Source organism: Bacillus sp. LQ16 (assembly GCF_057784645.1).
On sequence record NZ_CM173491.1, the window covers coordinates 4,397,725 to 4,415,835 of the forward strand.

Sequence of the window (18,111 nt, forward strand, 5' to 3'; positions counted from 1 at the left end):
ATATTGCCCCTTCAAAATGAAGAGGCAATATTTATTAATAGTTATTATCGCTACCAAAGAAATCTTTGAACGATTGAATTGTTGTATCGCGGTTTAATGCCGCAATTGAAGTTGTTAAAGGAATACCCTTCGGACATGATTGCACACAGTTTTGAGAGTTACCACAGTTTGCTAGCCCTCCATCTCCCATAATTGCACGTAAGCGATCTGCTTTATGCATTTCACCCGTTGGATGTGAGTTGAATAAACGAGCTTGTGATAACGGCGCTGGTCCAATAAAGTCAGACTTACTGTTTACGTTTGGACATGATTCTAAGCAAACACCACATGTCATACATTTTGAAAGCTCATAAGCCCATTGACGCTTTTTCTCAGGCATTCTTGGTCCTGGACCTAAGTCATACGTACCATCAATTGGAATCCAAGCTTTAACGCGTTTTAGAGCATTAAACATGCGACTGCGGTCAACTTGTAAATCACGTACAACTGGGAATGTCTTCATCGGCTTTAAGCGAATTGGCTGTTCTAATTGGTCAATAAGAGCCGTACATGATTGACGTGGCTTTCCGTTAATAACCATCGAACATGCACCGCATACTTCCTCTAAGCAGTTCATATCCCATGCGATCGGAGTTGTTTGGTTTCCTTTTGAATCAACAGGATTACGACGAATTTCCATAAGCGCCGAAATAATATTCATATTAGGACGATATGGAATTTCAAACTCTTGGTCAAACTCTTGTGCATCTGGTCCATCTTGTCTCGTAATGATGAGGCGGATTGTTTTCTCAGACATGTTGTTTATCCCCCTTCTCTTCACCCTTAGCAGCTACATCATGTTTTGAAGAATAATCACGTTTACGCGGTTTAATTAATGAAACATCAACGTCTTCGTAATGGAATGCTGGTGCATTTCCTTCTCCTTCAAATTTTGCCATAGTAGTTTTTAAGAAGTTTGCATCATCACGATTTGGGAATTCAGGTTTGTAATGCGCCCCGCGGCTCTCATTACGGTTATATGCGCCAATTGTAATAACACGTGCTAACTCAAACATATTTGCAAGTTGACGTGTAAATGAAGCACCTTGGTTACTCCATCTCGCTGTATCGTTAATGTTAATACGTTTGTAACGATCCATTAACTCTTCAATTTTCGCATCTGTTTCTAATAACTTTTTATTTTCACGAACTACTGTAACGTTATCTGTCATCCATTCTCCAAGCTCTTTATGAAGAACATATGCATTTTCATTACCATCCATCGTTAAAATATTGTTAAATTTCTCTGTTTCGATTAATTCATTTTGCTCATATACAGTAGATGAAACAGCATCTGATGATTTAGAAAGACCTTTCATATATTCAATTGCGTTTGGTCCTGCTACCATACCACCGTAAATTGCTGATAATAGTGAGTTTGCACCAAGGCGGTTACCACCGTGCATAGAATAATCACACTCACCTGCTGCAAATAAACCTGGAATACTCGTCATTTGCTTATAGTCAACCCATAGTCCACCCATTGAATAGTGAACAGCTGGGAAGATTTTCATTGGTAGTTTACGAGGATCATCCCCTGTAAATTTCTCATAGATTTCAATAATTCCACCAAGTTTAATATCTAGTTCTTTCGGATCTTTATGAGAAAGATCTAAGTACACCATGTTTTCACCGTTAATACCTAGTTTTTGCTCTACGCAAACATCAAAGATTTCACGCGTTGCGATATCACGAGGTACAAGGTTTCCGTAAGCCGGATATTTTTCTTCTAAGAAGTACCATGGTTTACCATCTTTATATGTCCAAACACGTCCACCTTCACCACGTGCAGATTCACTCATAAGACGTAATTTATCGTCTCCAGGAATTGCCGTTGGGTGAATTTGAATGAACTCACCATTTGCATAATATGCACCTTGTTGATATACAGCAGAAGCTGCTGTACCTGTATTAATAATGGAGTTTGTTGATTTTCCGAAAATGATACCAGGGCCCCCTGTTGCCATAATCACGGCATCAGCTCCGAAACTTTTAATCTCCATAGTTTGTAAGTCTTGTGCAACGATTCCTCGGCACACACCTTCATCATCAACAACAGCTCGTAAGAAATCCCAGCCTTCATATTTCGTTACAAGTCCTGCTACTTCGTGACGACGTACTTGCTCATCTAATGCGTAAAGTAATTGCTGTCCAGTTGTTGCACCAGCAAATGCTGTACGGTGATGTTGCGTTCCACCAAATCGACGGAAATCAAGAAGTCCTTCTTCCGTACGGTTGAACATAACACCCATACGGTCCATTAAATGAATGATACCAGGTGCTGCTTCACACATTGCTTTAACTGGTGGTTGGTTCGCTAAGAAGTCCCCACCATAAATTGTATCGTCAAAGTGGATCCATGGAGAATCCCCTTCACCTTTCGTATTTACGGCACCGTTAATTCCGCCCTGAGCACATACAGAATGTGAACGTTTTACTGGTACTAAAGAAAACAGTTCAACATTTACTCCTGCTTCTGCCGCTTTAATCGTTGCCATTAAGCCAGCCAAGCCACCGCCGACTACTATAAGTTTCCCTTTCATGCTCTCCCACTCCTTACTGATTTGCTAGCTGTGGATCGATGAACGCTAATAATGCACTCACACCTACATAAGATAGACCTAAGAAAATAGCTAATGTTACATAAGTAGAGATTCTTTGTGAACGTGGAGATACTGTAATTCCCCAGCTGATGCAGAATGTCCATAGTCCATTTGCAAAGTGGAAAATTGTTGAAACAACACCAACTAAGTAGAATGCAAACATAGCTGGATTGTTTAAAATATCTGCCATCATATCATAGTTTACCTCTTTACCTAACATTGCTTGAATACGAGTTTCCCAGACGTGCCAAGAAATGAAAATCAGCGTAACGATACCTGAAATTCTTTGGAAAACGAACATCCAGTTACGGAAATAACCGTAAGAAACCGCATTGTTCTTAGCTGTAAATGCAATATATAAGCCATATATAGCATGGTACAGTATCGGTAAAAAGATGATGAAAATTTCTAGCGCATACCGGAATGGAAGGAGCTCCATAAAGCCTGCAGCTTTGTTAAAAGCCTCTGCTCCTCTTGTTGCAAAGTTGTTTACAATTAGATGTTGCGTCAAAAAGACACCAACCGGGATGACCCCCATTAATGAGTGCCACTTACGAAACGTATACTCGCGGCCTTTCATGTCCCCATTACCCCCTTGAATGTTTGACTGCTGTTTTCAGATTAATTTATAACAATAATGTTTTTTCACTATTGGCATAAGAAAAACTGAAAAAATTATTCGAAATATTTCAGCATAATTTGATAACAAGTTCATTTTACCCCTATTTTTGTCGAAGCGTCAAGAAAACGTATACATAATTTGCATATAATTTGGCAATTCTTTTTTTCTTCTTAGATATTCAGATTTCCCTAAAGAAAAATCTGTTTTTATAAATGAAAAATGTTATATAATAATCCCTATAGAAAGAGGGGAATATTGTGAGTAAAAATACAATCGATATAACATCTTTAGAAGATGTTTCATTGAACGCCTTCGCTTATGAATTGCTACGTGAAGAATTACTACCTGATTTAATCGGCAACGATTTAGATGGTATTTTATACTGGTCTGGTAGAAACCTTGCAAGAAAATATCCGCTAGAAACAATTGAAGAAGTCATTCAGTTCTTTGAAAAAGCTGGCTGGGGCACTTTAAGCATTATTGAACATAAGCGTCGTGAAATGCAGTTCCAACTTAAAGGCACACTCATTGCAGAACGTCAAAAACAAAAACGACATTCTTCTTATCAACTAGAAGCTGGATTCATCGCTGAACAAATTCAAAAGCAACGGAACGTCGTTGCAGAGTCATACGAAGAAAAGAAAAAACGTTCTGACTCTATTACATTTCTTGTAAAATGGGATATAAAAGATCTCATTGAAGTGTAAGCATTACCTACAGTCAACTAGACATATCAGTTTAGTTGACTTTTTTGTATTTTCATTCAGATGCATTTATTTTAAATCTTCAGAAATTATACCAAAAAACAGAAGACGTTGTAAACTACAACGTCTTCTTATCTGTTAAATACGTATAAATCGTCTCCGCGACATTTTTCGGCATACCCGCTTCGACAAATTCCTCTATAGAAGCTTCTTTCATCTTCTTTAATGAACCAAAATGTTTTAACAATACCTTTTTCCGTTTATCACCTATTCCTGGAATGTCATCCAATGCTGATTGAATGACAGATTTCCCATGTAATTGACGATGGAATGTAATCGCAAATCGATGCACCTCATCTTGAATACGCTGCAATAAATAAAATTCTTGGCTATTTCTCTCAAGCATCACAGGTTCCGGTGGGTCCCCAATAATTAAATGGGAGGTTTTATGTTTATCATCTTTCACAAGACCTGCCATCGGAATATATAATCCGAGCTCATTCTCTAGAATATCACTTGCAGCCGCTAGATGGCCTTTTCCTCCATCAATAATAATCAAATCAGGTAAAGGTGAATTTTCTTTAAGGGCCCTTGTATAACGGCGCCTCACAACTTCTCTCATAGACTCATAATCGTCTGGCCCTTGAACCGTTTTAATTTTATATTTTCGATACTCTTTCTTCGCCGGTTTCCCATCGATAAAAGCAATCATTGCAGAAACAGGATTTGTTCCTTGAATATTTGAGTTATCAAACGCTTCAATACGATACGGCGTTTCAATCCCAAGCTGCTTCCCTAAATGATCTACTGCTTTAATCGTTCGTTCTTCATCACGTTCAATTAAGTAAAACTTCTCTTCAAGAGCAATTTTCGCGTTTTTATTTGCTAATTCTACAAGGTCTTTTTTCTTACCACGTTTCGGCTGTGTCGCTTCTACTTCTAAAAAGCGCTCTACTAATTCCGAGTCTATACTTCCTGGAACGACAATTTCCTTCGGCTTAAAATGACTACTGTTTTCATAAAATTGGCCGATAAACGTTAAAAAGCCCTCTTCTGGTTCATCGTAAATTGGAAACATAGAAACATCACGTTCAATTAGCTTTCCTTTTCGAACGAAGAAAACTTGAACACACATCCATCCTTTATCCACTGCATATCCAAACACATCACGATCCACTAAGTCACTCATAATCATCTTTTGTTTTTCCATAATCGCATCAATATGAGCAATTTGATCACGCAACTCTTTTGCACGTTCAAACTCTAGTTTCTCTGAGGCCTCATACATTTTTACTTCTAATTCTGAACGAACTTCTTTATGTCCACCATTTAAAAACTTAATAATTTCATCTACAATTTCTTTATTTTGTTCTTCCGTCACTTCTTTCACACACGGCGCTAAGCATTGACCCATATGATAATACAAACAAACTTTATCTGGCATATTCGTACATTTCCGAAGTGGATACATACGATCTAGCAGTTTTTTCGTTTCATGAGCAGATTGTGCATTTGGATAAGGACCAAAATACTTTCCTTTATCCTTTTTTACATTTCGAGTAATGAGTAAGCGCGGTTGCTTCTCCGCCGTAATTTTAATAAAAGGATATGTTTTATCATCTTTTAATTGAATATTATATTTCGGATCATATTTTTTAATGAGATTTAACTCTAAAATAAGTGCTTCTAAATTCGAAGAGGTTACAATATATTCAAAATCAACAATTTCTCCTACAAGCCGCAGTGTTTTCCCATCATGTGAACCAGTAAAGTACGAGCGCACACGATTTTTAAGCACTTTTGCCTTTCCAACATATATAACCGTTCCTTGCTTATCTTTCATCAAATAACAACCAGGTTGATCTGGTAAAATAGCCAACTTCTCTTTCAAATGTTCGTGCACTCGTCTCCCTCCATTTCTACATACTTAGCATTTTTATTTTCCCTTGAAAACATACTATGCTCAAACACCCAACATACGTTCTTTTATTGTAACGGAAAGACTGTAAAAAAGAAAATAAAAAAAGCTACCAACTGGTAGCTTTTTTATTTTAGAAATGTTTAGAAACTAATTCTACTAACGCTTCTTTCGGTTTGTAACCTAACGTTTGATCAACTACTTTACCGTCTTTTAATACGAAAAGAGCTGGAATGCTCATTACTTCGAATTGACGAGCAGTTTCTTGGTTCTCATCAACATCTACTTTTACTACTTTTACTTTTTCGCCTAGTTCTGCATCGATCTCCTCTAATACAGGAGCGATCATTTTACAAGGTCCACACCAAGGTGCCCAGAAATCTAATAATACAACACCTTCGCTAGTTTCAGCTGCGAAGCTTTGGTCATTTGCGTTTACAATTGCCATTTTATTTCCTCCTTCAAGTATATTCTACCAAGAGTATATCATTAACTTATATACGTGGCGAATAATATGTATCGTTATGTATTGTAACAAAAAAATGTTCCTTTATACTATATAAAAATATGGATTAAATACTAAAAAGATGAGAGACAGGGGATCTCTCACCTTTTTCTATATATAGGGGTACTTCACTTGGAACTCAAGGGTACTTAAATCATGAATGTACTTTTAACTTTTTAAACTCTTCTGTTAAAAGAGGTACAACTTCGAACAAGTCACCAACAATACCGTAGTCAGCTACTTTGAAGATACTTGCTTCTGGATCTTTATTAATCGCAACGATTATTTTTGAGTTAGACATACCTGCTAAATGCTGAATCGCACCAGAAATACCACATGCAATGTATAAGTCTGGCGTAACAACTTTACCAGTTTGACCAATTTGTAATGAGTACTCACAGTATTCAGCGTCACAAGCACCACGAGATGCCCCAACAGCGCCGCCTAGTACGTCAGCTAACTCTTTTAATGGTTTAAATCCTTCTTCACTCTTCACACCGCGTCCGCCAGCGATAATAACTTTCGCTTCAGAAAGATCCACACCTTCTGCTGTTTTACGGACAACATCTTGAATAATTGTACGTAAATCTTTCACATCAACTGTAATAGAAGATACGTCACCGCTGCGAGACTCATCTTTTTCCAGAGTTGCAATGTTATTTGGACGCACTGTCGCAAATAAGATGCCGTCTGTTACAATCTTCTTCTCGAATGCTTTACCAGAGTAAATTGGACGAGTGAAGATAACATTTCCACCTTCAACCTCTAAAGCAGTTACGTCAGAAACTAAACCAGCTTCAAGCTTCGCTGCTAATTTTGGTGATAAATCTTTACCAAGTGCCGTATGTCCAAAGACAATACCTTCTGGATTTTCTTCAGCATGTACAGCTAAAAACGCTTGTGCATAACCATCAGATGTATATGATTTTAATTTATCATTTTCAACTGTCACAACGCGATCTGCACCGTAATGAATCAATTCATTTGCAAAAGAGGCAACGCTGTCTCCAATTAGAAGACCTACTACTTCACCGCCTTCTGCAATTGTTTTTGCTGCTGCTACCGCTTCAAACGAAACGTTACGTAGCGATCCATCACGAACTTCACCCATTACTAATACTTTACGAGCCATAGATTTTCCCTCCTGCATATATAATTTCGTATTTTATTAGATTACTTTCGCTTCTGTATGGAGCAACGATACAAGTTCTTTTACTTGATCTTGCAGCTCGCCTTGTAACACTTTTCCTGCATCTTTCTTAGGAGGCAAATAGATTTCAATTGTTTTTGTCTTTGCTTCCACATCATCTTCTTCTAAATCTAAATCATCTAATTCTAATTCTTCTAGTGGCTTTTTCTTCGCTTTCATAATACCTGGAAGCGATGGGTAACGAGGTTCATTTAAACCTTGCTGTGCTGTTACTAAAACTGGTAATGAAGTTGCAATCACTTCTGTATCACCTTCAACATCACGCTCAATCTTCACATTTGTACCGTCAATTTCAAGTTTTGTAATTGTCGTTACATATGGAATATTTAACGCTTCAGCTACGCGTGGCCCTACTTGTCCAGATGCACCATCAATTGCAACGTTTCCGCCTAAAATTAAATCTGCATCTTTATCTTTTAAATACTCAGCAAGTACTTTTGCTGTCGTGAACTGGTCACCATTTTCTACATCATCTTCAATATTAATTAATACCGCTTTATCACAGCCCATTGCTAATGCAGTACGAAGTTCTTTCTCACTATCTTCGCCACCGACTGTTACAACTGTAACTTCTCCACCTTGTGCGTCTCTTACTTGAATTGCTTCTTCAATTGCATATTCATCGTAAGGGTTGATGATGAATTCCGCTTCGCCATCGTAAATTGCACCGTTTTTAATTACGATTTTTTCTTCTGTATCAAATGTTCGTTTCATGAGTACGTAGATGTTCATTCCATTTACCCCCTTGTTTTTCAGAAAGATTCTATCAATTTTAATTTTCTGTTAATTTATATTAAAAAAATAATTGAACTACCTGCCACTAAATGAAGGTTTACGCTTTTCTAAAAATGCGGCTACACCTTCTCTTCCATCTTCACTCGTAAATACTTCACCAAAAATTTGTGATTCACGTTGTACACCTTCATAGTAATGAGACGATTTTGTCGTTTGCAATAACTCTAGTACAGCACGAGTTGTTGCTGGACTTTTTCCAGCAATTTGTTTTGCAACTTTAAGCGTATCATCTAAAAATGATTCTTCAGAGAACAATCCGTTAACAAGTCCCCACTTTAATGCTTCTGCACCAGTAATTGGTGTACTTGTTAACATCATTTCACAAGCTTTCGCTTTCCCAACATAACGTGGTAAGCGCTGTGTACCTGCAAAGCCAGGAATTAATCCAAGTGTTAATTCAGGTAAACCAAGTTTTGCACTTTCAGTTGCAAAGCGCATGTGGCAAGACATAGCAAACTCAAGGCCGCCGCCCAGTGCCGCTCCATGAATTGCCGCAATAACTGGTTTTGAACATTTTTCAACACGCTCAAACGTAACTTGTCCAAGCTGTGCTAATTCTGTTGCTTGCTTCGCTTCAGTAACAGATGTAAATTCTTTAATATCTGCTCCTGCTGAGAAGAAACGTCCTTCACCGTGAATAACAACAACACGAATGTTATCATCCTTTTCCACTTGATCAATTAATTCAGTAACGTCATGCATAACTTGTGAAGACATCGCATTCGCTGGTGCGTGATTTAACGTCGCCACCGCGATATGATCTTCAACTCTTACAGATAGGAATTTCAACATGATCCCTCCCATTATTGACGATAACCACAAGCTGCAATAAGTAGCCCGTGTACCGTTTTTGAAAGTGCGACCAGATCATACTTATGATCGCTCATTACCCAATTGGTCACAACTTCATCTACTGTTCCAAAGATCATTTGTCTTGCCACGCGAACATTTAAATCTGCTTGAAATTCACCTTGTTTTATACCAGTCTCTAAAATCTCATCCATAACTTGTAAGTAGCCTTTTAATACTTCATTTATTTTAAGGCGCAAGTCTTGATTGGACTGCCTTAGCTCTAATTGCGTAACGATAGCAAGCGGATCATTTTGCGACAACAGCAAGAAGTGCGTTTCTACCAACATGAATAACTTCGATACAGCGCTTTCAATTCCTGCTGTTTTTTGACGAATTGTTTCGACAAATTCTCCCATCTTCTCTTGGAATAAGGATATTAATATATCTTCTTTATTTTTAAAATATAAATAAATCGTGCCATCAGCTACCCCAGCTTGCTTTGCGATTTTAGAAACTTGCGCTTGGTGGTACCCATTCTCCGCAATCACAATGACTGCCGCATCAATAATTTGATTGTATTTCGGTCTATTTTTCTTCACTTTACTGTCCCCTTCAAGAAGATGACTGAATGAATAGTCATTCATATTCTTATAATACTGACTATTTAGAAAAGTGTCAATCCTATTTTTTCAAAAAGAAAGGGCCTTAGCCCGTTTGCTCATCCTCATTCTTTCTCTTCTCTTCATCTATTAGAACACGGCGCAAAATTTTCCCTACTGTCGTTTTCGGCAATTCATCTCTAAACTCATATACTTTCGGCACTTTATAAGCCGCTAAATATTTACGTGCAAACTGATTTAATTCTTCCTCAGAGCATTCCGTACCTTCTTTTAACACAACAAATGCTTTAACTGTCTCTCCTCGGTACGGATCTGGAACTCCAATTGTCACTACTTCTTTCACTTTTTCATGCTCATATAATACTTCTTCAACTTCACGAGGATACACATTAAATCCACTTGCGACAATCATATCTTTCTTGCGATCTTTTACATAGAAGAATCCATCTTCATCCATGTAGCCAACATCACCTGTATGGAGCCAGCCATCTTGCAATACAGCCGCTGTTTCCTCTGGCTTATTCCAATATCCTTTCATAATTTGAGGGCCTTTCACTACAATTTCACCTATTTCTCCTGGCGGTAATGCCTCACCAGTTTCAAGCGACATAATGATTGCTTCTGTATCTGGCCACGGAACTCCGATGCTACCTGGCACTCGCTTTTCCCATAAAAAATTACTATGTGTAACCGGAGAGGATTCTGTTAAACCATATCCCTCTACTAGTTTACCACCTGTAACTTTTTCGAACTTTTCCTGTACTTCTACTGGCAGTGGTGCTGATCCACTAATACAAGCACGAATAGAAGAAATATCGTATTCTTTTAAAAGCGGACTATTTAAAAGAGCTATATAAATAGTTGGTGCCCCTGGAAACAATGTCACTTTATGCTTCTTAATCGCTTCAAAAACCATTTTCATATCAAACTTTGGAATAAGGACCATTTTGTATCCTTGCATAATACTTAAATTCATAACAGCTGTCATACCATAAACATGGAAAAATGGAAGAACCCCAAGAACGACTTCTTCTCCTTCTTTGCAATTATATAACCATTGAACTCCCATTAACGTGTTAGAGACGAGGTTTTTATGCGTTAACATAACTCCTTTCGGAAATCCGGTTGTTCCTCCTGTGTACTGTAAAAGAGCTAGATCATTTTCAGGATCACAAGGCACCTCAACATTCGTATTCACTTCTTTTTCTACTGAATTCCAAAGATGAATCGTTTCACTCTCTGATACTTTCACAACTAAATTCGACTGTTTTTTCTGCACAAATGGATACAATAGATTTTTAGGGAATGGTAAAAAGTCTGCAATACGAGTTACGATAATACGCTCAATTTTTGTAGTAGATTGAACATTCGTTACTCTTGGAAACACTAAATCGAGACAAAGAATTACTTTTGCTCCCGAGTCATGAAGCTGATATTCTAATTCCCTTTCTGTATACAGTGGATTGGTTTGTACTACGATACCTCCCGCAAGTAATGTACCGTAATAACCAATTACAGCTTGCGGACAATTCGGCAACATAATAGCAACTCGATCACCCTTTTCCACACCGAGCTTTTGAAGATAATTTGCAAACCGCTTCACCTTATCATGGAAGTCCGAAAACGTAATATCCTTCCCTAAAAAGTGAAGCGCTTTCTTTTCTGGGTAGCGAGAAGCCATCTGTTCTACATATCTATGAAGCGGCTGAATATCATAAGAAATCGTACTCGGAATTTCCTCTGGATAACTTTTCAACCATGGTTTTTCCACCTTCATTCCCCCTTCAAATACATAAAAAATAAATGAATGTTCATTCATGATGGTTATTTTCATTATATTATAGTCACCATAACGTTACAATCATAATATTCTGACTTTTATATAACTATGTTTTACTTCATTAACTTCTTATTATATGTAGAAACTCTCTTAATCTTAAAAGAGTAAGAGAGTTTGTCATTAACTTAATCTTATAATTGTTAATACCGCTCCTGGGGTAGTTGTTGATAATGTCGCAACAGCTAACAAACCAAATAATTGTAAGCTAATAGCATCTCCTGCTGCAAGAGTTGTAATAATTGTTGCACTAAATGATGTGGTTGCTACCGCAGGAGAATTTATCGTCCCAGCAAGTGCCCCTCCATTAATTGTAATCCGTGAACTGACTAATAATGAAGCCGTTATATTAATTGTATATGAAATATAATAATTACCAGCATTTGCAACCGTAAATACTGTATTTCCCCCGGAAACCGTAATACCTGGACCGATATTTTGATTATTCGGAAGCGGGACATTCGTTCCACCTAGAACTACCGATATCGCTGTTCCCGACGTATTATTTGCAAATGCATATGTCGCCGTGATACTTGTACCTGTAGCTCCGGTTGAGCCTGTTGAGCCTGTCGCTCCCGTTGCTCCTGTCGCTCCTGTTGGACCCGTTGCTCCTGTCGCTCCCGTTGGACCTGTTGAACCTGTCGCTCCCGTTGGACCTGTTGAACCTGTCGCTCCCGTTGGACCTGTTGCTCCTGTTGAACCTGTCGCTCCCGTTGGACCTGTTGCTCCTGTTGAACCTGTCGCTCCCGTTGGACCTGTTGAACCTGTCGCTCCCGTTGGACCTGTTGAACCTGTCGCTCCCGTTGGACCTGTTGAACCTGTCGCTCCTGTTGGGCCTGTTGCTCCTGTTGAACCTGTTACTCCCGTCGCCCCCGTTGAACCTGTCGCTCCCGTTGGACCTGTTGAACCTGTCGCTCCCGTTGGACCTGTTGCTCCTGTTGAACCTGTTGCTCCTGTTGAACCTGTTACTCCCGTCGCCCCCGTTGGGCCTGTTGCTCCTGTTATTCCTGTCGCTCCCGTTGGACCTGTGTCGCCTGTTACTCCTGTTGCCCCCGTCGGACCGGTTGGACCAACCTTAGGAACTGTCCCATCGCAACTAAAACAGCATGAATCAACATGTACACCATTTTGATTATTACACCCACAATATCCATTTACGTTATTGCTCCATGAAGACATGTTGATCACTTCCTTTACATTCGATCTTTTTAGCGCAATCACCGACTTAAAAAACACCTATCTAAATAACAAAGAAATACTTTGCCTAGTCGGGGATAAAACACAGATTTCCTCCATACATTCTAGTAATTATTACATGCAATTCACTCTCCTTTTGCTTGTACTTTCGCCTTATCTCCACAGACTATTAACAATACACATTACACTATCGTACACAGCCACTTTCCCATTTAAACTTTCCACATTCGCCAATATTTTTAGTAAAGAGGCTTATTCTTCATAAATAGCGACTATAATCTATAAAAATCCGTATAATTCGTTATTTTTCGTCAAAATTTTAAAAATATATTGACACTTAAAATACCCTCATAGTATGATTTGGGTGTTGTAATTGATAACCATTTTCACTTATGGTACTAGTTACAAAAAACACTTAATTTGGGGGCAGAAGATGAAGAGAATTATCAGTATTTTCATAGTAGTTCTTCTATTCGCTGTTGGATGCGGACAGCAAAAAGAGGAGAAAAAAGAAACAAAAGCGGACAATAAAAATCAAGCTATAACAATTAAACACGCTGAAGGGGAAACGAAGTTAGATAAACCAGCAAAAAAAGTAGTTGTACTTGAGTGGGTATATTCAGAAGACTTATTAGCACTTGGTGTTCAGCCAGTAGGGATGGCAGACATTAAGAATTATAATAAATGGGTAAATACAAAAACAAAACCAAGTAAAGATGTTGTAGATGTAGGGACACGTCAACAACCAAACTTAGAAGAAATTAGCCGTTTAAAACCAGACTTAATTATCACAGCTTCATTCCGTGGTAAAGCAATTAAAAATGAATTAGAGCAAATTGCACCAACAGTTATGTTTGATCCATCAACAAGCAATAACGATCACTTTGCTGAAATGACAGAAACATTTAAACAAATTGCAAAAGCAGTTGGAAAAGAAGAAGAAGGTAAAAAAGTATTAGCTGATATGGATAAAGCATTCGCTGATGCAAAAGCAAAAATTGAGAAAGCAGACTTAAAAGATAAAAACATCGCAATGGCACAAGCATTTACTGCTAAAAACGTACCAACATTCCGTATCTTAACTGACAATTCTTTAGCTTTACAAGTTACAAAAAAATTAGGTTTAACAAATACTTTTGAAGCAGGAAAATCTGAGCCAGATGGTTTCAAACAAACAACTGTAGAATCATTACAAAGTGTACAAGATTCAAACTTCATTTACATTGTAGCGGATGAAGATAACATTTTTGACACGCAACTAAAAGGCAACCCTGCTTGGGAAGAATTAAAGTTCAAAAAAGAAAACAAAATGTATAAATTAAAAGGCGACACTTGGATTTTCGGTGGTCCTGAGTCTGCAACATCTTTAGCAACACAAGTAGCAGATGTAATGACAGCGAAGAAGTGATTACACAATGAATAGCTTACAACATACACTTCGAGCAAGTCTTGTATTCGGAGGAGGAGCAGCTCTCTTGCTCCTCCTTTTCTTTATTCATATCGGACAAGGTCAAGCAAATATTTCCTATAGTATGATTATTGATGCTCTTATCTCACCGAACCAATCGCTAGAACATCAAACTTTAATCATGCTTCGATTACCTAGAGCCGTAATTGCCATTTTAGCTGGAGGCGCTCTTGCTGCATCAGGGGTTATTTTACAAACGTTAACGAAAAATCCACTTGCTGAATCCAGTACAATGGGTATTCACTCTGGCGCATATTTCTTTCTAGTAGCGGCTACAATTTTCTTACCGAAAGGTTTACAAATTAATTCTCTTCTGTTCACATTTATCGGCGGTGCTATTACTGCTTTATTTGTATACCGTATTTCTGGTGGAAAAAAGGGAACCCCACTCAGAATGGCATTAGCTGGTATGGTCGTTACATTAATGCTCTCTGCCTTTACCGGAACGATGCAGCTTTTCTATGAAAATGAAACAGCTGGTTTATTTTTATGGGGAGCTGGATCTCTTATTCAAAATAACTGGGATGGCGTTCAATTTGCTTTTCCATTTATCATTATTTCTTTCCTAGTTTTACTATTTATATCTCGTAAACTCAACATTCTCTTACTTGGTGATGATGTTGCTGTTTCTCTTGGTGAAAAAATAGCAGTAACACGTCTTATCGCCTTCATTGCTGCAATCTTTTTAACAGCAGTAATTGTTACTGTTGTTGGACCAATTGGATTTGTCGGCTTAGTTGCACCTCATTTAATGCGCCTTATCGGATACCGTCAACACTTTACTCTTCTTCTCTCTTCTTTCTTATGGGGGGCAGTATTATTGCTTGGAGCAGATGTTGTCGGTAGATTAATAGATCCAACCGGTGCAGAACTTCCTGTTGGGGCAGTCACAGCAATGATTGGATCTCCTTGGCTTATTTACTTAGTGTATCGAATGATGAAGTCGAAACAATATATGAATGATAACGGTGCGAATGCAGCTGGAGCTAGTTCCCGCTATTACTCTTATAAAAAGGTAATCATTATATCTATCACACTTTGTATTGTGACGATTGCTCTTGGTATTACAATCGGTAGTAACGCTTATATCGAAAGCATTACAAATGTTATATCAGGTCAATTAACACAATTTGACAAAAACATGATGATGAATCTTCGATTACCAAGAATGCTCGTTGCCGCTATTGCTGGTGCATGCCTTGCAATAAGTGGGCTTGTTTTCCAAGGTATATTACGAAACCCACTTGCCGATCCTTCTATTATTGGTATTTCATCGGGAGCTGGTGTCGGTGCTTTAACTGTTATGTATGTCTTTCCTACACTTCCTGGTTTCTTCCTACCAATTGGTGCATTTATTGGTGGACTACTTGCAGTAGGAATTGTCCTCTTCTTCTCATGGAAATCAGGGTTTAGCCCCACAGCTCTTGCTTTAATAGGGATTGGTATTTCTGCACTTGGCTCAGCAATTATTCAAATCTTTATCGTTAGAGCCAATTTGAATGTTGCCGCTGCTTTAACATGGTTATCTGGCAGTACGTATGCAAGAGGGTGGAATCACTTAGAAAATATCATTCTATATCCATCTCTAATTCTTGTATTCATTATCTTTTTCTTAATAAAACAACTTGACGTTCTCGTACTGGGAGACGATCTAGCAACTGGACTTGGGCAACCAGTAAATAAAACACGTCTTGCTCTAATTGTGCTAGCGACACTACTTGCATCAGTAAATATCGCTGCTGTCGGTACAATTGCCTTTTTAGGCCTTGTCGCACCTCACTTAGCAAGAATTGTTGTTGGTATGAACCATCAAAGACTATTCGTTTGTTCAGCACTATTTGGAGCAATCCTTCTTTCTGTTGCTGACTTACTTGGACGTACAATCGCATATCCGAAAGAAATCCCTTCTGGCCTTGTCGTCGCTGTACTTGGAGCGCCTTATTTCTTATGGTTGATGAGGAAGAGTGGGAAGAAGGTTAATTAAAAGACGGCTTCGTTTTAGAAGCCTCCTTTTTATATACTAAATAAAGTGAAACTTTAATTAGTGGGGGGTTCTTCATCCCCACTAATTATTAACCCAAACCAATTGGGCTTTTATGAGCAGTGGATCTCCCACCCAACTTCTTTGCTCCAGCCGAATCTTGAGGTGGGAATTTTACTGCAGGTGAATAGCGGGATAAATTACTCTGATCTCACTAATTTCACAGATTTAGTCCCTCCCATAAACTCATGATGTACAGTTAATGTGTTCTCCTCAAGTTTCAAATCAACCTTCTGTTTTCTTTCTCCCATTAAAAATACAAGCTCTATGGAAATAATCCCTTGGTCCACACTTAATATTCGAAAGTCTCCTATAGTAGTCCCTTTCCCAAAAATATTATGTTCCATAAATTCTCCGCCTGTTTTCTCACTATTAATAGATTCTATTTCCAACCCAACTGGCCTGTCTGTACTTTCTGATGACATCCAAGACCCCTTTAACTTTCCAATATCAGCCTCTTTTTTCTTTTCATTTTTTAACTCTTCCTCTTTTCTCTTAACTTCTGCTTGTTGAGTTAGTAAGCCATCTATTTGCTTATTCAGCTCTTCAGCCCGTTGATTTTCCGAAATAAATTGTTGATTTTGGCCAGTATCGTTAACAATTTTATTTACTATCCCTTTAGCCTCTTCATACTTTTTATCATTCTTTAACTTCTCTGCCTTTTCCAATTGACCTATATATTGACCTTTTAACTCTTTATGCTCTATGAGCGAATCTTTTTGTTCTTTCGCTTGACTTTGAAGGATTGCGGAACCATCTTTCATCTTTTCTACTTCTTGAAACAAACCTATTGCTTGTTCTATATTTCCACTCGATTTCTCTTTTATCGAACTTATCATCTTAGTAGTTTGGTCTTTTAATACCTTTGCTTCTTTATCATCCTTTTTCTCTTCTAATGCTAGCTCAAATGATGCTACTGCCGTGTCATATTCTTTACTCGCTAACGCCAATTCCCCTTGATCCATTGCTTTTTTATAGGTTTCATTGCTACATCCTACCATTAAAAATAAAATTATGATTCCTAAAATCAATCTTTTCATAATATCCCCCTAAATTAATATAATTCTATATACACTCAATGGTATCATAAAATTTATATATAAAATTTTATGATACCATCATTAAAACATAAAGGGAACTTGTCATTTCTTCTCGAACTTAATCTATGAACATAAGTAGAGGGGGATAACAATAATGTACCAAACAATTGAAGGCTTCTTGCAATCATGGACATACGAAGCAGAGTCTACTCAGAAAATGCTTGATTCATTAACCGATGCATCTTTATCACAGGAAATTGCACCTGAACATTGGACGTTAAGTAGAGTTGCTTGGCACATCGTGACGGCAATTCCTGTTATACTATCTGGCACAGGGCTAAAGTTTGAAGGAGAATCGAAAGATTATCCTGTTCCAACTTCTGCAAAAACAATTGCAGATGAATACCGTAAAGTAAACGCGGCTTTTGTTGAAACACTTCAAAGTAAATGGACTGATAAAGACTTAGCTACTATTAATGACTTCTTTGGTCGCCCTATGCCGAATTCTATATTTTTAATGACACTCATTAATCATCAAAATCACCACCGCGGACAAATGACGGTTTTAATGCGACAAGCTGGCTTAACAGTTCCTGGCGTATATGGCCCCGCAAAAGAAGAATGGGCTGCGGCTGGAATGGAAGCTCCTAAAATGTAACGACAAAAAAGACAAGATGTTTACATATCTTGTCTTTTTCTGTAACTTGTTTCATGTGAAAC

General features: G+C 38.0%; 16 protein-coding genes. 4 read left to right on the forward strand and 12 right to left on the reverse strand.

The features are described 5' to 3' along the window. Positions 1-34: 34 nt before the first annotated feature. The 3 genes from sdhB to sdhC are packed head-to-tail and all read right to left on the reverse strand — an operon-like array spanning position 35 to position 3,222. Positions 35-796, reverse strand: coding sequence for a succinate dehydrogenase iron-sulfur subunit (sdhB, locus tag AC3EMB_RS22205; protein WP_001291830.1), 762 nt, complete (start codon positions 794-796; stop codon positions 35-37). After that, positions 789-2,582: a succinate dehydrogenase flavoprotein subunit gene (gene sdhA, locus AC3EMB_RS22210; protein ID WP_000676743.1), complete on the reverse strand. Its 1,794-nt coding sequence runs from the start codon at positions 2,580-2,582 to the stop codon at positions 789-791. The genes sdhB and sdhA overlap by 8 nt, the downstream gene beginning before the upstream one ends. A gap of 13 nt (positions 2,583-2,595) precedes the next feature. After that, positions 2,596-3,222 (reverse strand): succinate dehydrogenase cytochrome B558, encoded by a 627-nt coding sequence (gene sdhC, locus AC3EMB_RS22215; protein ID WP_000678354.1) that lies wholly within the window; start codon positions 3,220-3,222, stop codon positions 2,596-2,598. Between the two features lie 299 nt (positions 3,223-3,521). Between sdhC and AC3EMB_RS22220 the strand changes: the two genes are divergently transcribed. Further along, positions 3,522-3,971 carry a YslB family protein gene (locus AC3EMB_RS22220; protein ID WP_000042214.1) on the forward strand — a complete coding sequence of 150 codons (450 nt, stop codon included), beginning with the start codon at positions 3,522-3,524 and terminating at the stop codon, positions 3,969-3,971. Between the two features lie 115 nt (positions 3,972-4,086). On the opposite strand, the gene uvrC is transcribed toward AC3EMB_RS22220, so the two are convergent. The 8 genes from uvrC to AC3EMB_RS22260 all read right to left on the reverse strand — a co-directional run bounded on the left by uvrC (position 4,087) and on the right by AC3EMB_RS22260 (position 12,824). After that, a complete protein-coding gene (uvrC, locus tag AC3EMB_RS22225; protein ID WP_000544300.1) occupies positions 4,087-5,871 on the reverse strand; it encodes an excinuclease ABC subunit C in 1,785 nt (594 codons plus the stop codon). A 148-nt stretch (positions 5,872-6,019) separates the two neighbouring features. Then, positions 6,020-6,334 (reverse strand): thioredoxin, encoded by a 315-nt coding sequence (gene trxA / locus AC3EMB_RS22230; RefSeq protein WP_001018944.1) that lies wholly within the window; start codon positions 6,332-6,334, stop codon positions 6,020-6,022. Between the two features lie 211 nt (positions 6,335-6,545). Beyond that, the gene (etfA, locus tag AC3EMB_RS22235; RefSeq protein WP_000101946.1) at positions 6,546-7,523 is read right to left on the reverse strand and encodes an electron transfer flavoprotein subunit alpha; all 978 of its coding nucleotides are present in this window, start codon (positions 7,521-7,523) and stop codon (positions 6,546-6,548) included. Between the two features lie 36 nt (positions 7,524-7,559). Continuing rightward, on the reverse strand, positions 7,560-8,333 hold the full coding sequence (gene etfB / locus AC3EMB_RS22240) for an electron transfer flavoprotein subunit beta (protein ID WP_001029028.1): 774 nt from the start codon (positions 8,331-8,333) through the stop codon (positions 7,560-7,562). 78 nt (positions 8,334-8,411) lie between these two features. Further along, positions 8,412-9,188: an enoyl-CoA hydratase gene (locus tag AC3EMB_RS22245; RefSeq protein WP_000911291.1), complete on the reverse strand. Its 777-nt coding sequence runs from the start codon at positions 9,186-9,188 to the stop codon at positions 8,412-8,414. 11 nt (positions 9,189-9,199) lie between these two features. Next, entirely contained in the window at positions 9,200-9,787 is a 588-nt protein-coding gene (gene fadR, locus AC3EMB_RS22250) for a fatty acid metabolism transcriptional regulator FadR (protein WP_000742223.1), read from the reverse strand. 106 nt (positions 9,788-9,893) lie between these two features. Then, entirely contained in the window at positions 9,894-11,579 is a 1,686-nt protein-coding gene (locus AC3EMB_RS22255) for a long-chain-fatty-acid--CoA ligase (protein WP_488517278.1), read from the reverse strand. Positions 11,580-11,768: 189 nt separating this feature from the next. Then, positions 11,769-12,824 (reverse strand): BclA C-terminal domain-containing protein, encoded by a 1,056-nt coding sequence (locus tag AC3EMB_RS22260; RefSeq protein WP_488517279.1) that lies wholly within the window; start codon positions 12,822-12,824, stop codon positions 11,769-11,771. A 451-nt stretch (positions 12,825-13,275) separates the two neighbouring features. On the opposite strand from AC3EMB_RS22260, the gene AC3EMB_RS22265 reads away from it, so the two are divergent. Continuing rightward, on the forward strand, positions 13,276-14,250 hold the full coding sequence (locus AC3EMB_RS22265; RefSeq protein ID WP_071731444.1) for an ABC transporter substrate-binding protein: 975 nt from the start codon (positions 13,276-13,278) through the stop codon (positions 14,248-14,250). Between the two features lie 7 nt (positions 14,251-14,257). Then, positions 14,258-16,294 (forward strand): Fe(3+)-hydroxamate ABC transporter permease FhuB, encoded by a 2,037-nt coding sequence (gene fhuB / locus AC3EMB_RS22270; protein ID WP_075719466.1) that lies wholly within the window; start codon positions 14,258-14,260, stop codon positions 16,292-16,294. 197 nt (positions 16,295-16,491) lie between these two features. Here the strand turns inward: fhuB and AC3EMB_RS22275 are convergent, their stop codons facing one another. After that, positions 16,492-17,391, reverse strand: coding sequence for a tetratricopeptide repeat protein (locus tag AC3EMB_RS22275; protein WP_488517280.1), 900 nt, complete (start codon positions 17,389-17,391; stop codon positions 16,492-16,494). Between the two features lie 154 nt (positions 17,392-17,545). On the opposite strand from AC3EMB_RS22275, the gene AC3EMB_RS22280 reads away from it, so the two are divergent. Further along, positions 17,546-18,049: a DinB family protein gene (locus AC3EMB_RS22280; RefSeq protein WP_157417506.1), complete on the forward strand. Its 504-nt coding sequence runs from the start codon at positions 17,546-17,548 to the stop codon at positions 18,047-18,049. Positions 18,050-18,111 lie beyond the last annotated feature (62 nt).